At 67.4% G+C, this 13,790-nt stretch carries 13 protein-coding genes; 10 read left to right on the top strand and 3 right to left on the bottom strand.

Annotated elements, in window-relative coordinates; translation table 11 throughout:
• Nucleotides 1-202 precede the first annotated feature (202 nt).
• Complete coding sequence (gene trxA, locus AC5P7A_RS09580; RefSeq protein ID WP_005411275.1) at nucleotides 203-532, bottom strand: thioredoxin; 330 nt, start codon at nucleotides 530-532, stop codon at nucleotides 203-205.
• A 508-nt stretch (nucleotides 533-1,040) separates the two neighbouring features.
• Here trxA and rhlB point away from each other — a divergent pair.
• From rhlB to AC5P7A_RS09540, 8 genes are all read left to right on the top strand, one after another.
• Nucleotides 1,041-2,762: an ATP-dependent RNA helicase RhlB gene (gene rhlB / locus AC5P7A_RS09575; RefSeq protein ID WP_495220085.1), complete on the top strand. Its 1,722-nt coding sequence runs from the start codon at nucleotides 1,041-1,043 to the stop codon at nucleotides 2,760-2,762.
• 163 nt (nucleotides 2,763-2,925) lie between these two features.
• Entirely contained in the window at nucleotides 2,926-3,612 is a 687-nt protein-coding gene (gene ftsE / locus AC5P7A_RS09570; RefSeq protein WP_014648630.1) for a cell division ATP-binding protein FtsE, read from the top strand.
• Between the two features lie 3 nt (nucleotides 3,613-3,615).
• On the top strand, nucleotides 3,616-4,563 hold the full coding sequence (ftsX, locus tag AC5P7A_RS09565) for a permease-like cell division protein FtsX (protein ID WP_032961674.1): 948 nt from the start codon (nucleotides 3,616-3,618) through the stop codon (nucleotides 4,561-4,563).
• A 7-nt stretch (nucleotides 4,564-4,570) separates the two neighbouring features.
• On the top strand, nucleotides 4,571-5,413 hold the full coding sequence (locus tag AC5P7A_RS09560; RefSeq protein ID WP_019660837.1) for a response regulator: 843 nt from the start codon (nucleotides 4,571-4,573) through the stop codon (nucleotides 5,411-5,413).
• Nucleotides 5,410-6,123 (top strand): uracil-DNA glycosylase, encoded by a 714-nt coding sequence (gene ung, locus AC5P7A_RS09555; RefSeq protein ID WP_005419723.1) that lies wholly within the window; start codon nucleotides 5,410-5,412, stop codon nucleotides 6,121-6,123. The genes AC5P7A_RS09560 and ung overlap by 4 nt, the downstream gene beginning before the upstream one ends.
• A 279-nt stretch (nucleotides 6,124-6,402) precedes the next feature.
• Nucleotides 6,403-7,278 (top strand): RNA polymerase sigma factor RpoH, encoded by an 876-nt coding sequence (gene rpoH / locus AC5P7A_RS09550; protein WP_005411269.1) that lies wholly within the window; start codon nucleotides 6,403-6,405, stop codon nucleotides 7,276-7,278.
• Between the two features lie 169 nt (nucleotides 7,279-7,447).
• Complete coding sequence (locus tag AC5P7A_RS09545) at nucleotides 7,448-7,837, top strand: type II toxin-antitoxin system RelE/ParE family toxin (protein ID WP_495220084.1); 390 nt, start codon at nucleotides 7,448-7,450, stop codon at nucleotides 7,835-7,837.
• On the top strand, nucleotides 7,821-8,153 hold the full coding sequence (locus AC5P7A_RS09540; RefSeq protein WP_169411602.1) for a helix-turn-helix domain-containing protein: 333 nt from the start codon (nucleotides 7,821-7,823) through the stop codon (nucleotides 8,151-8,153). The genes AC5P7A_RS09545 and AC5P7A_RS09540 overlap by 17 nt, the downstream gene beginning before the upstream one ends.
• 78 nt (nucleotides 8,154-8,231) lie before the next feature.
• On the opposite strand, the gene purD is transcribed toward AC5P7A_RS09540, so the two are convergent.
• Both purD and purH read right to left on the bottom strand, forming a co-directional pair.
• Entirely contained in the window at nucleotides 8,232-9,515 is a 1,284-nt protein-coding gene (gene purD / locus AC5P7A_RS09535; protein WP_014648625.1) for a phosphoribosylamine--glycine ligase, read from the bottom strand.
• A 61-nt stretch (nucleotides 9,516-9,576) separates the two neighbouring features.
• A complete protein-coding gene (gene purH, locus AC5P7A_RS09530) occupies nucleotides 9,577-11,160 on the bottom strand; it encodes a bifunctional phosphoribosylaminoimidazolecarboxamide formyltransferase/IMP cyclohydrolase (protein WP_111205602.1) in 1,584 nt (527 codons plus the stop codon).
• 208 nt (nucleotides 11,161-11,368) lie between these two features.
• Between purH and AC5P7A_RS09525 the strand changes: the two genes are divergently transcribed.
• Nucleotides 11,369-11,986 carry a CDP-alcohol phosphatidyltransferase family protein gene (locus AC5P7A_RS09525; protein WP_014648623.1) on the top strand — a complete coding sequence of 206 codons (618 nt, stop codon included), beginning with the start codon at nucleotides 11,369-11,371 and terminating at the stop codon, nucleotides 11,984-11,986.
• A gap of 34 nt (nucleotides 11,987-12,020) precedes the next feature.
• The gene (locus tag AC5P7A_RS09520) at nucleotides 12,021-13,772 is read left to right on the top strand and encodes a bifunctional alpha/beta hydrolase/class I SAM-dependent methyltransferase (protein WP_049439322.1); all 1,752 of its coding nucleotides are present in this window, start codon (nucleotides 12,021-12,023) and stop codon (nucleotides 13,770-13,772) included.
• The last annotated feature ends 18 nt before the right edge of the window (nucleotides 13,773-13,790 follow it).

Below are 13,790 nucleotides of genomic sequence, written 5' to 3'. Positions count from 1 at the left end.
CGAGCGCCCGGCTGGGGCGGCGAACGTTGGGAATGGGTCTGGAAGAAACTGCGTCCAGAGGGTGCGGCACGCGAGCGCGGCCGGATATGCCGACACTATCATCGGCCTGCGGCGGCATGCAAGGGTCGCCGGGAACAGCATTCATGATGGACGCGGGGCGCCCGCCGGCAGCCGCGGGCAGCGGCTGCCGGGAACAGCAGGATCAGGCCAGGGCCTTGTCCAGCAGGCCGGCCAGCTGGGCCTTGCCCACCGCACCGATCTGCTCGCCGACCTTCTCGCCGTCCTTGAACACGACCAGGTACGGAATCGAACGCACGTGGTACTTGGCGGCCAGTGCGCGGTTGTGGTCGACGTTGACCTTGGCGATCTTGGCGCGGCCCTGGTAGGCATCGGCCAGTTCGTCCAGCGCCGGGGCGATCATCTTGCAGGGGCCACACCACTCGGCCCAGAAATCGACCAGCACCGGTTCCTTGGAATTCAGCACTGCGCTATCGAAGTCGGCGTCGCCGACATGTACAACCTTGTCGCTCATCTTGGTTTCTCGTCTTGGATTGCACCCGGCCATGCCGGAGGTGGGTGAACTGGGCCATGCCCGGTGGCGCGACCCTCGTCGTTGCCTCGCGGCGCACTGCCGCGGTGCGTTCGGCGGGATGCCTGGACGCTCACGGCCGGCAGTGTACCCCTATCGCAGGGCAGGGACAGGCGCCGGTTGGAACCCAGCGTATCGTGATCGCTTCGATGGCCGGTATGTGTCGGATTTCACTGTCTTCCTGTACATGGGGCTGGCAGTGGGCGACACCAGCGAACCCGGGCAGGCCGTTCAAGTCCGGTGTGGCTGGGTGAAGGTGGCGTCTCTGGACGCCATGAGACGCCGCATTCCGGTTTGCCTGCCCGAGTGCGGTAAACTGGGGCATTGTGCGGCGCGCGGACCGGTGGTCCCAGCCTGCCAACCCGCCGCAGGGGCCGCAGTTTGCGACGGTGCCCCTAGACGATGAAGTGCCAGCCGCCCCACGGGCCGGCGGCCATACCAAGACGGACTCATGAGCGACAAACCGCTGACCGATTTGACCTTCTCCTCCTTCGAGCTGCATCCGGCCCTGCAGGCCGGCCTTGAAGGAGCCGGATTCACCCGCTGCACCCCGATCCAGGCGCTGACCCTGCCGGTCGCGCTGCCCGGCGGTGATGTTGCCGGCCAGGCCCAGACCGGCACCGGCAAGACCCTGGCCTTCCTGGTCGCTGTCGTGAACCGCCTGCTGACCCGCCCGGCGCTGGCCGACCGCAAGCCGGAGGATCCGCGTGCGCTGATCCTTGCCCCGACCCGCGAACTGGCCATCCAGATCCACAAGGATGCGGTGAAGTTCGGTTCCGACCTGGGCCTGCGTTTCGCGCTGGTCTACGGTGGCGTGGATTACGACAAGCAGCGTGAGCTGCTGCAGCAGGGCGTGGACGTGATCATCGCCACCCCGGGCCGCCTGATCGACTACGTCAAGCAGCACAAGGTGGTTTCGCTGCATGCCTGCGAGATCTGCGTGCTGGACGAAGCCGATCGCATGTTCGATCTGGGCTTCATCAAGGACATCCGCTTCCTGCTGCGCCGCATGCCGGAACGCACCATCCGCCAGACCCTGCTGTTCAGTGCCACCCTCAGCCATCGCGTGCTGGAGCTGGCCTACGAGCACATGAACGAGCCGCAGAAGCTGGTGGTCGAAGCCGAGACCATCACCGCTGCGCGCGTGCGCCAGCGCATCTATTTCCCGGCCGACGACGAGAAGATCCCGCTGCTGCTGGGCCTGCTGTCGCGCAGTGAAGGCGCGCGCACCATGGTGTTCGTCAATACCAAGGTGTTCGTCGAGCGCGTCGCCCGCTCGCTGGAAAAGGCCGGCTACCGCGTTGGCGTGCTGTCCGGCGACGTGCCGCAGAAGAAGCGTGAGAGCCTGCTCAACCGCTTCCAGAAGGGCCAGCTGGAAATCCTGGTGGCCACCGACGTGGCCGCGCGTGGCCTGCACATCGACGGCATCAAGTACGTCTACAACTACGACCTGCCGTTCGACGCCGAAGACTACGTGCACCGCATCGGTCGTACCGCGCGCCTGGGCGAAGAGGGTGATGCGATCAGCTTCGCCTGCGAACGCTACGCGATGGGCCTGCCGGACATCGAGGCCTACATCGAGCAGAAGATCCCGTCCGAGCCGGTCACCAAGGAACTGTTGACGCCGCTGCCGCGCCCGGAACGCCCGGCCCCGGCTGCTGGCGAGGAAGGTGAGGAGAACGAGAGCGTCGGCCAGATCTTCCGTGAAGCGCGCGAAGCCCGCGCCGCTGAAGAAGAGCGCCGTGGTGGTGGTCGCAGTGGGGGCCGCTCCGGCGGTGGCCGTGGCGAGCGTCGCGACGGTGAGCGCAGCGGCGAGCGCCGTTCGCGTGGCCCGCGCAAGCCGCGCGTGGAAGGCGAGCAGGTTGCAGCTGCCCCGGCCGAAAGTGCTGAAGCCGCTGTCGCCCAGGCTCCGCGTCCGCCGCGCCCGCCCCGCGCCGAGGGCGCGCCGGAAGGTGCCGTGGATGGCGAGCGCAAGCCGCGCAAGCGCCGTCGTCGTCGCCACGGCCGTCCGGTCGAGGGTGGCGAGGGCGTGCAGGCCAACGCCGGCAACGGCGCCAGCCCGGTGACCCCGGTGCAGGTGGTGGCCAAGCCGGTGCGCACGGCGGCCGACAGCGGCGATTCGTTCCTGACCCGCATCGGCCGCAAGATCCGCCGGATGCTGTCGGGCAGCTGATCGGCGCTGCCGATCAGCAGGTAGCCCCCGACCGTTGGTCGGGTGACCTTGACCGGTAGTGCCGGCCGCTGGCCGGCAACCCACATGGCTGCCGGCCAGCGGCCGGCACTACCTATCGCGCGACCGTCTCCACGAGGTCGCGCCGCTCCTGCATAATCGGGGCATGAGTGTCCTGCGCTTCGACAATGTCAGCAAACAGTACGCCGGTGGCCACGAGGCGCTGATCGATGTCAGCTTCGAGGTCGCGCCGGGCGAGATGCTGTTCGTCACCGGCCATTCCGGTGCGGGCAAGAGCACCCTGCTCAAGTTGATCCACCTCGACGAGCGGCCCAGCCGCGGCGCGGTGGTGTTCGACGAGCGCAACCTGCTGAAGGTGCGCGGCGGCGACGTGCCCCGCCACCGACGCGCGGTGGGCGCGGTCTACCAGGACCACCGGCTGCTGATGGACCGCTCGATCGCCGAGAACGTGGCGCTGCCGCTGATCCTGCGCGGCACCCGCCGTGGCGACATCAGCAAGCGCGTGCGCTCGGTGCTGGAGCGGATGGGCCTGGGCCATCGCGAGAAGGCGCTGCCCTCGCAGCTGTCGGCCGGCGAGCAGCAGCGCGTGGGCATCGCCCGCGCCATCGTCGGCGAGCCCAAGCTGCTGGTGGCCGATGAGCCGACCGGCAACCTCGACCCGACCCTGGCGGCGGAGATCATGGCCCTGTTCGCCGAGCTGCCCTCGCGCGGCACCAGCGTACTGGTGGTCAGCCACGACCTGCCGCTGCTGCGCCGCATGCGCAAGCGCGTGCTGATCCTCGACCATGGCCGGCTGGTGGATGACATCTCGCCGCAGGACCTGGCGGAGTAACCGATGGCGAAGAACGAAAACAGCGAAGCCGCCGCCCCCTCGCGCGTGGGCGTCTGGTTCCAGCACCACGTGCACAGCGTGGTGTTCAGCCTGGGCCGCGCCTGCCGCAAGCCATGGGCGACCCTGCTGACGGTGATGGTCATGGCGCTGGCGCTGGCGCTGCCGCTGGGCCTGTCGATCGCGCTGGACAACCTCAAGCAGTTCGCCGGCAGCGTGCAGCAGTCGCGCGACATCAACGTGTTCCTGAAGGGCAACGTCGATGCACCCGGCGCGCTGCGCCTGGCCGGCCAGCTGCGCGACCGCGACGACGTGGCCGAAGTGAACGTGCGCACGCCCGAGCAGGGCCTGCAGGAACTGCGCGATGCCGGCCTGGGTGAGGCGATCGACGCACTCAACGACAATCCGCTGCCTTCGCTGCTGGTGATCACTCCCGGCCAGGGCAAGGACGACGCACGCCTGGCGCGCGCGCTGGAAAGCCTGCCCGAGGCCGATCTGGTGCAGCACGATGCGCTGTGGCGCCAGCGACTGGATGCCTGGCTTGCCTTCGGTGCGCGGCTGGTGCAGGTGCTGTCGGTCCTGCTCGGCGCAGGTGCCGCGCTGGTGGTCGGCAACACGGTGCGCCTGGACATCCAGGCCCGCCGCGAAGAGATCGGCGTGCTGCAGCTGCTCGGCGCCAGCGATGGCTTCATCCGCCGCCCGTTCCTGTACCTGGGCGCGTGGTACGGCCTGGGCGCCGGCGCGGTGGCGCTGGCCCTGATCGGCGCTGCGGGTGCCGCCCTGCGCATGCCGCTGGCCGAACTCTCGCGCAGCTACGGCAGCCCGTTCGTACTGCACGGCCTGGACCTGCTGCACGGCGGCCTGGTCCTGCTCGGCACGCTGCTGCTGGGTTGGCTGGGCGCCTGGCTGGTCACCGGCCACTTCCTCCGCCAGACCCGCCCGACCGACACCTGAGACCGGCATGCAACCGCAAGCGCTGAAACACCTTGAAGGGCCCGCGACGCGGGTGATGGTGGTCGATGGCTCGAAGCTGGTGCGCAAGCTGATCGCCGACGTCCTGCAGCGTGACCTGCCGGGCGTGGAGGTGATCGGCTGCGACAGCATCGAGGACGCACAGCAGGCGCTGGCACAGGGGCCGGTGGACCTGGTGACGACCTCGCTGACCCTGCGCGATGGCGACGGCCTGGCGCTGGCGCGGATGGTGCGCGAAGCGGCCGGCCAGGCCTATGTGCCGGTGATCGTGGTCTCCGGCGATGCCCAGCAGCACCTGGAGCAGCGCCGCTTCACCGAGTACGTCACCGACTATTTCGACAAATCGCTCGGCCATGAAGCACTGGCGACCTTCATCCGCGGCTACGTGCAGCCGCAGACCATCCCCGGTGCCACCATCCTCTATATCGAGGACAGCCGCGTGGTGGCCGAGGCCACCAAGCGCATGCTGGAACGCCAGCAGTTGAACGTGCTGCACGTGGTCAGCGCCGAAGAAGCGTTCACCCTGCTCACCGCCGAGTCGCTGGGCCGCAGTCGCCACCGCATCGACCTGGTGCTGACCGACGTCACCCTGAAGGGCGAACTGAGCGGTCGCGACGTGGTGCAGCGCGTGCGCGTGGATTTCGGCTACGGCAAGCGCCGCCTGCCGGTGCTGGTGATGACCGGCGATGGCAACCCGCACAACCAGACCGGGCTGCTGCAGTCCGGTGCCAACGACCTGGTGCTCAAGCCGATCGAAGAACGGCTGCTGGTCACCAAGGTGCTGTTCCAGCTGAGGCTGGCCCGATTGAACGATGGACCTCTGTTGCGATGATGGATGAAGTAGCCGACACCCCGACGATCCAGCTGGAACCGAGCTGGAAGCAGCATGTCGGCGATTACCTGTTGCAGCCGCAGATGCGCGAGCTGTCCAGCTTCCTGCGCCAGCGCAAGGCCAGTGGCGCGGCGGTGTTCCCGCCCGGCCCGCAGATCTTCGCCGCGTTCGACGCCACGCCGTTCGAGCAGGTGAAGGTGGTGATCCTCGGGCAGGACCCGTACCACGGTCGCGGCCAGGCACATGGCCTGAGTTTCTCGGTGCCGCCGGGCGTGCCGGTGCCGCCGTCGCTGCTGAACATCTACAAGGAGATCGAGAGCGATCTCGGTATCCCGCGTCCGGACCACGGCTGCCTGATTCCGTGGGCGCAGCGTGGCGTGCTGCTGCTCAATGCGGTACTGACGGTGGAAGAGGGCAAGGCCGGTGCGCACCAGGGTCGTGGCTGGGAAGGCTTCACCGACCACGTGGTGGATGTGCTCAACCGCGAGCGCGAAGGGCTGGTGTTCATGCTCTGGGGCGCCTATGCGCAGCAGAAGGGCAAGGTGATCGACACCCGCCGCCATCGCGTGCTGAAGTCGCCGCATCCATCGCCGCTTTCGGCCCATCGGGGCTTCCTCGGCTGTCGTCATTTCTCGATGGCCAACGAGTACCTGCAGCGCCGCGGTCAGGCCCCGATCGACTGGTCGCTGCCGCCGCGCTCGGCACTCTGAGGGCCGGCGGGCCGCTGGGCCTGAACACCGGGCAACGTTCCCGGGCCTGAATGGGCCTTCAGAACGGCCCGTTCAGCTCCGCTTGACCGGAATCGGCCGCTTTACGGCAGGTAATTGCTTGAATTCCAAGGGATTGTGAATCCCGAAAAAGCATGCTCGCCACTGTCATCAAATCGCGCTACGGTAGGGCTCTGTTTGGGACCAGTGTTGCATCAATGGGATGCTGGAACTTTTTCCTCCTTTAGCAGTCCAAATCCCGGACTGCTAAGATGGGTGCCTATGAGCCAGAACACCTCTACTGCCCTTGTGGCAAACAATCTCCCGATTCCCAGTGCGCTCGGTTCGCTGGACGCCTACATCGGTGCCGTGCACCAGATCCCGGTGCTGTCGGTCGATGACGAACAGGACCTGGCCCGTCGCTTCCGCGACGGCAACGATCTGGACGCTGCCCGCGAGCTGGTGCATTCGCACCTGCGCTTCGTGGTGCACGTGGCCCGCGGCTACAACGGCTACGGCCTTGCCCTGGGCGACCTGATCCAGGAAGGCAACATCGGCCTGATGAAGGCGGTCAAGCGCTTCGACCCGGACATGGGCGTGCGCCTGGTCTCCTTCGCGGTGCACTGGATCCGTGCAGAGATGCACGAGTTCATCCTGAAGAACTGGCGCATCGTGAAGGTCGCCACCACCAAGGCGCAGCGCAAGCTGTTCTTCAACCTGCGCAAGTCGAAGACGCGCCTGGGCTGGATGAACGCGGCGGAAGTGAGCGCGGTGGCCAAGGACCTGAACGTGTCCGAGCGCGAGGTCATGGAAATGGAGTCGCGCCTGTCGGGTCGCGATATCGGGTTCGATGCGCCGACCGACGAGGACAACGAGCACGCGCCGCCGTCGCCGGCTGCGTTCCTGGTTGCCGATGACGAAGACCCGTCGATGGCCTACGAGCGCGAGGACAGCGAAGACAACCAGATGCAGCTGCTGCGCGAAGGCCTGGCGGAACTGGATGCCCGCTCGCGCGACATCATCCGCCGCCGCTGGCTGGACGCGGACAGCAAGGTGACGCTGCAGGAACTGGCCGACGAGTACGGCGTGTCGGCCGAGCGCATCCGCCAGGTTGAAGCGAACGCGCTGAAGAAGATGAAGGCGCTGTTCACCGCGTAAGCGGGGTGGCGTTGGAATGAAGAAAGGCCCGGCGGAGATGCCGGGCCTTTTTGTTTCTGGAGCGCATCCACGCATGGCGTGGATCAATCCTGACGCCAGGGCGGCAGCTGCGCCGACCGGAGCATGCGCTGGACGCTGATTTTCACGCCGTACCACTCGGTGGCACGGTATGATCAGGTCACGTGTCTTCCGCACTCGAAGCTTCAACCGCAGTACACGACGTTCTTCACTGACCGATAGAGCCTTGTGCCGCGCGGTGGTGGAAATGCGTCAAGGACTGATTGATGCAGATATAGGGGGCGGCCTTCTCAAAAAGCGGGTTGCGCTGCCGGGCCGCGGAAAGCGCGGTAGCGCCCGCGTTATTGTCGCAACTAGGGTGGGGCGCTACTGGTTCTTGCTCTTCTGCTACGAGAAGAACGCGCGCGCGACCATCAGTAGTGCGGAACGGGACGCCCTTCAGCTGTATGCGTCTGAGTTCTTGAGAATGAGCCCTGAACAGTTGGACAGGGCAGTTATCTGCGGAGAACTGCAGGAGATTTGCCATGACAAAGACGGTTGAACATGGACGTGCAAAGAGTGCGATCCTCGATGCGGTGCATGAAGGCGCGGCGGGCCTTTACGCCAGCGGCTTCATCGACAAGCGGCGCATGAGCATGTACGAGGCGCTTTGTCTTGGGCCTGTGCCCGAATACAGCAGCGCCCAGATCCGTGCACTTCGCACGTCGTTGGAACTTAGCCAGCCGGTGTTCGCAGGTGTGCTCAACACCAGCGTTTCGACGGTCCGTAGCTGGGAACAGGGCGGGAAGAAGCCGAGCGGGCCGTCGCTGAAGCTTTTGAACCTGATTGATCGGAAGGGTCTCGAAGCAGTCCTGTAAAGCAAAGGCCCGGCAATGCCGGGCCTTTGCTTTACTGTGGTATTCAATCCGCGCCATGCATGGAAGCGGGGGGGTGCCTCACCCCTCGCGTGCGATCGCGCGCCAACCAATGTCGTTGCGGTGGAACGCGTTGGCCCAGCTCACCTTGGCCACGCCGGCATAGGCATTGGCCTGCGCGTCGCGCACGCTGTCGCCCAGTGCGGCCACGCACAGCACGCGACCGCCCGCACTGACCACGTGGCCCTGCGCATCCAATGCCGTACCGGCATGGAACACCTTGGCACTGGCCGGCACGTCGTCCAGGCCGGAAATCACGTCACCGGTGATCGGCGCTTCCGGGTACGGCCTGGCCGCCAGCACCACGCCCAGCGACGGGCGCGCGTCCCACTGCGCTTCGACCTCATCCAGGCGGCCATCGATAGCCGCTTCCACCAGCTCGACCAGGTCCGACTGCAGGCGCAGCATCACTGGCTGGGTTTCCGGGTCGCCAAAGCGCACGTTGAATTCGATCACCTTCGGTGCGCCGCTGGCATCGATCATCAGGCCGGCGTAGAGGAAACCGGTGAACGGGATGCCGTCGGCGATCATGCCCTGCACGGTGGGGTTCACCACCTCGCGCATCACCCGTGCATGCACCTCCGGCGTCACCACCGGCGCCGGCGAATAGGCGCCCATGCCGCCGGTATTCGGGCCGGTGTCGCCGTCGCCGACGCGCTTGTGGTCCTGCGAGGTGGCCATCGGCAGCGCATGCACGCCGTCCACCATCGAAATGAAGCTGGCTTCCTCACCGTCGAGGAATTCCTCGATGACCACGCGCGCACCGGCATCGCCAAACGCGTTGCCGGACAGCATGTCACGCACCGCGTCCTCGGCCTCGGTCAGGCTCATCGCCACGATCACGCCCTTGCCGGCGGCCAGGCCATCGGCCTTGACTACGATCGGTGCGCCCTTCTCGCGCACATATGCCAGCGCGGCGTCCACGTCGCTGTGCACGGCGTAGTACGCGGTGGGGATGTTGTGGCGCGCCAGGAAGTCCTTGGCGTAGGCCTTGCTGCCTTCCAGCTGCGCGGCGGCGGCGGTTGGCCCGAAGATGCGCAGGCCGGCGGCGCGGAAGCGGTCGACCACGCCGGCCACCAGCGGTACTTCCGGGCCGACCACGGTCAGCGCTACGCCTTCGGCCTGGGCCAGCGCCAGCAGGCCGTCGATATCGGTGACCTTGACTGCCACGTTGCGGCACGTGTCTTCGCTGGCGGTACCGGCGTTGCCGGGCGCCACGATCACTTCGGTGACACGGGAGGACTGGGCCAGCTTCCATGCCAGGGCGTGTTCGCGGCCGCCAGAGCCGATGACGAGGATCTTCATGGGACAGGGTTCTCGGGTACGGAAGAGAAAAGCCGGGCAGGGCCCGGCTTGGTGATGCGGATCAGTGGCGGAAGTGGCGCACGCCGGTGAACACCATGGCCAGCCCATGTTCGTCGGCGGCGGCGATCACTTCGGCATCGCGCATCGAACCGCCCGGCTGGATGACCGCCTTGATGCCGGCGGCTGCAGCGGCATCGATGCCATCGCGGAACGGGAAGAAGGCGTCGGAGGCCATCACCGAGCCCTCGACCACCAGGTTCGCATCGGCGGCCTTGATGCCGGCGATGCGGGCCGAGTACACGCGGCTCATCTGGCCGGCACCGACACCGATGGTGCGGTTGTCCTTGGCATAGACGATCGCGTTGGACTTCACGAACTTGGCCACGTTCCAGGCGAACAGCAGATCGGTGAACTGCTTGTCGGTCGGCGCCAGCCTGCTGACCACCTTCAGTTCGTCGCGGGTCATGCCGCGGTTGTCCGAGGACTGCAGCAGCAGGCCCGAGCCGACGCGCTTGCTGTCGAAGTTGTTCAGCCCGTCGCCGTGCGGGATGCGCAGTACGCGCACGTTGGCCTTCTTCTGCGCGTACTCCAGCGCGGCCGGCTCGTAGTCCGGGGCGATCAGCACTTCGACGAACTGGCGGTCGAGGATCACCTTGGCGGTGGCGGCATCCAGCGGCTTGTTGAAGGCGATGATGCCGCCGAAGGCGCTGGTCGGGTCGGTGGCGTAGGCCAGCTCGTAGGCATCGCCGTTGCCGGCGCCGACGGCCACGCCGCACGGGTTGGCGTGCTTGACGATGACGCAGGCCGGCGCATCGAACTGGCGCACGCATTCCCACGCCGCATCGGCGTCGGCCAGGTTGTTGTAGCTCAGCTCCTTGCCCTGCAGCTGCTGGAAGGTGGCCAGCGTGCCCGGCACCGGGTACAGGTCGCGGTAGAACGCGCCGCTCTGGTGCGGGTTCTCGCCATAGCGCAGGTCCATCACCTTCACGAAGGTGGAGTTCATCTGCGCCGGGTACTCGGCACGGGCCGGCACGGCGGCGTCAGTGGCGGTGACCGCCGACAGGTAGTTGCTGATCGCCGCATCGTACTGGGCGACGCGGTTGAACGCGGCCACCGAGAATGCGAAGCGGGTGGCCGCCGTCAGCTGGCCGTTGTTGGCCTCCAGCGAGGCCAGCAGCTCGGCGTACTGCGACGGATCGGTGGCCACCGCCACGCGGGCGAAGTTCTTGGCCGCCGAGCGCAGCATGGCCGGGCCGCCGATGTCGATGTTCTCGACCGCGTCGGCCAGGGTGCAGTCGGCCTGGGCGGTGACCGATTCGAACGGGTACAGGTTCAGCACCAGCAGGTCGATGGCACCGATACCGTGCTCGGCCATCACTGCGTCATCCAGGCCGGAGCGGCCCAGCAGGCCGCCGTGCACCGTCGGGTGCAGGGTCTTGACCCGGCCGTCCATCATTTCCGGGAAGCCGGTGACCTCGGCCACGTCCTTCACGGCCAGGCCCGCATCGCGGATCGCCTTGGCGGTGCCGCCGGTGGACAACAGCTCCACGCCGCGTGCCGCCAGCGCAGTGGCCAGCTCGACCAGGCCGGTCTTGTCGGAAACGGAGAGGAGGGCCCGGCGGACGGGCAACAGATCAGCAGTCATGGGACAGAATCGGCAGCGGAGCGGGGCCGATATTGTAGGCGGTGGGGGCCGGTGGCGGGCGCCGGCGGGGAAAATCGACCCGCACCCACGGCCTGTGGCCGCCTTCAGCACAGCCTGGCCGGGGACGGTCCGCAAGCAATTCGATGGGGCGCGCTGCTCCAATCGGGTAGGCTGTGCCGGAACTGCCAAGGATCAGCGGGTTCGGATCGTGTCGATCTATGCATTGAAAGGACGTTTTCAGGACCTGTTGCGTCCGGCCGTACGCGGTCTGTACCGCATGGGGATCACCGCCAATGCGGTGACCGTGACCGCGGCCGCGGTCTCGCTGCTGGTCGCTGCCGCCGTCTGGTGCTGCGCGCCGGCCCAGCCCCTGCTGTACCTGCTGCTGCCGCTGTGGATGCTGCTGCGCATGGCGCTCAACGCCGTGGACGGCATGTTGGCCCGCGAGTTCGGCCAGCAGTCGCGGCTGGGCGCCTATCTGAACGAGCTGTGCGATGTGATCGCCGATGCGGCGCTGTACCTGAGCCTGCTCAGCGTGCCGGGCGTGCGCCCGGAAGTGCTGTGGCTGCTGGCCTGGACGGCGGCGCTGAGCGAGTACGCCGGGGTGCTGGGGCTGATGGTCGGTGCCAGCCGCCGCTATGACGGCCCGATGGGCAAGAGTGACCGCGCCTTCGTCGTCGGCGTGCTGGGTCTGCTGCTGGCGTCTGAGTGGGTTGGCGCGATGACGGTCACGGGCGTGGCTGCGGCCATGGCGGTGCTGTGCATGCTGACCATGATCAACCGCGTCCGTCGCGGACTGCGGGAAACGGCGGTTTCGTCGAATTAATCAAGCAGATACAAAAAGACAATCAGGAGATTGCATGCGTCAGGCGCAGGAACGGGAATTCCACAGCTTCGACCAGGTACCGCTGTTCTACCGGTACTGGGCGGGCACCACCGCAACCCCGGCCACCCGGGCCATCGTGCTGCTGCACCGCGGCCACGAGCACTCCGGGCGCGTCACCCACCTGGTCGATGAGCTGGACCTGCCCGACACCGCCTTCTTCGCCTGGGATGCGCGCGGCAATGGCCGTTCGCCGGGTGCGCGTGGCGATGCACCGGGCTTCCCGGCGCTGGTGCGCGACCTGGACAGCTTCATCGCCCACATCGGCGCCGAGCACGGCATTGCGGTGGAAGACATCGTGGTGATCGCGCAGAGCGTAGGGGCGGTGGTCGCCGCGACCTGGGTGCACGATTACGCGCCACGCCTGCGTGCGCTGGTGATGGCTTCACCGGCGTTCAAGGTGAAGCTGTACGTGCCGTTCGCGCGGCCGGGCCTGGCCTTGATGCAGAAGCTGCGCGGCAACTTCTTCGTCAACAGCTACGTCAAGCCGCAGTGGCTGACCCATGACCCGGCGCGGGTGGAAAGCTACCGTACCGATCCGCTGATCACCCGGCCGATCTCGGTGCGCGTGCTGCTGGGCCTGTACGAAGCGGCCGACCGCATCGTGGCCGATGCGCAGGCGATCAGCGTGCCGGTGCAGCTGCTGGTGTCCGGCTCGGATTTCGTGGTGCACCGTGGCCCGCAGGATCGCTTCTATGAGCGCCTGTCCAGCCCGATCAAGGAGCGGGTGCACCTGCCGGGCTTCTTCCACGACACGCTGGGCGAGCGCGATCGGGCACCGGCACTGGCGCGCATCCGCAGCTTCATCCAGGCGCGTTTCGCCGAACCGTTGCGCGAGCTGTCACGGCGCGACGCGCACCGCCATGGGCCGACCTTCGAAGAGTCGGAGATCCTGGCCTGGCCACCGGAACGCAACAGCCTGGCCGACCTGCGCTGGCGCGTGGTACGTGGCGGCCTGCGCTTCGGCGGCACGCTGTCCGAAGGCATCGCGCTGGGCCTGCAGACCGGTTTCGATTCCGGTAGCACGCTGGACTACATCTACCGGAATGAGGCGCGCGGCAAGGGCCCATTGGGGCGGATGGTCGACCGCAACTACCTGGATGCGATCGGCTGGCGTGGCATCCGCGTGCGTGGCCAGCACCTGCAGGAACTGCTGCGCGACGCCGCACAGCGCCTGCGCGGGCAGGGCACGCCGGTGCGGGTGCTGGACGTGGCCGCCGGCCATGGCCGCTATGTGCTGGAAGCACTGGGCCAGGGCGAGCAGCGCGCCGACCGCATCGTGCTGCGCGACTTCAGCGATCTGAACGTGACCCAGGGCCAGGCGTTGATCCAGCGCCTGGGCGCGGCCGACATCGCGCGCTTCGAGCAGGGTGATGCGTTCGACCCGGCACAGCTGGCCAAGGTCGATCCAGCGCCGACGCTGGCGGTAGTCTCGGGCCTGTACGAACTGTTCCCCGACAACGACGCCGTGCTGCGCTCGCTGCAGGGCATTGCCGCAGCGGTGCCAGTGGGTGGCTACCTGGCCTATACCGGCCAGCCCTGGCACCCGCAGCTGGAATTCATTGCCCGTGCCTTGACCAGCCACCGCGGTGGCGCGGCGTGGGTGATGCGCCGCCGTACCCAGCAGGAGATGGACGAACTGGTGCGCCTGGCCGGGTTCGAGAAGGTGGCGCAGCGTATCGACGACTTCGGCATCTTCACCGTATCGCTGGCGCGCCGGACCGCGTGATGGCGACGCTCGCCGCAT

It is taken from the genome of Stenotrophomonas sp. YJH_SMC_65 (genome assembly GCF_059369475.1).
Note: the sequence above shows the minus strand (reverse complement) of the source record. Positions and strands in the feature narration are given on the sequence as shown.

Excerpts from the sequence above, each read along its gene's own strand:
- trxA (WP_005411275.1), bottom strand. The coding sequence starts at position 532 with ATGAGCGACAAGGTTGTACATGTCGGCGACGCCGACTTCGATAGCGCA.
- rhlB (WP_495220085.1), top strand. The coding sequence starts at position 1,041 with ATGAGCGACAAACCGCTGACCGATTTGACCTTCTCCTCCTTCGAGCTG.
- ftsE (WP_014648630.1), top strand. The coding sequence starts at position 2,926 with ATGAGTGTCCTGCGCTTCGACAATGTCAGCAAACAGTACGCCGGTGGC.
- ftsX (WP_032961674.1), top strand. The coding sequence starts at position 3,616 with ATGGCGAAGAACGAAAACAGCGAAGCCGCCGCCCCCTCGCGCGTGGGC.
- AC5P7A_RS09560 (WP_019660837.1), top strand. The coding sequence starts at position 4,571 with ATGCAACCGCAAGCGCTGAAACACCTTGAAGGGCCCGCGACGCGGGTG.
- ung (WP_005419723.1), top strand. The coding sequence starts at position 5,410 with ATGATGGATGAAGTAGCCGACACCCCGACGATCCAGCTGGAACCGAGC.
- rpoH (WP_005411269.1), top strand. The coding sequence starts at position 6,403 with ATGAGCCAGAACACCTCTACTGCCCTTGTGGCAAACAATCTCCCGATT.
- AC5P7A_RS09545 (WP_495220084.1), top strand. The coding sequence starts at position 7,448 with ATGATCAGGTCACGTGTCTTCCGCACTCGAAGCTTCAACCGCAGTACA.
- AC5P7A_RS09540 (WP_169411602.1), top strand. The coding sequence starts at position 7,821 with ATGACAAAGACGGTTGAACATGGACGTGCAAAGAGTGCGATCCTCGAT.
- purD (WP_014648625.1), bottom strand. The coding sequence starts at position 9,515 with ATGAAGATCCTCGTCATCGGCTCTGGCGGCCGCGAACACGCCCTGGCA.
- purH (WP_111205602.1), bottom strand. The coding sequence starts at position 11,160 with ATGACTGCTGATCTGTTGCCCGTCCGCCGGGCCCTCCTCTCCGTTTCC.
- AC5P7A_RS09520 (WP_049439322.1), top strand. The coding sequence starts at position 12,021 with ATGCGTCAGGCGCAGGAACGGGAATTCCACAGCTTCGACCAGGTACCG.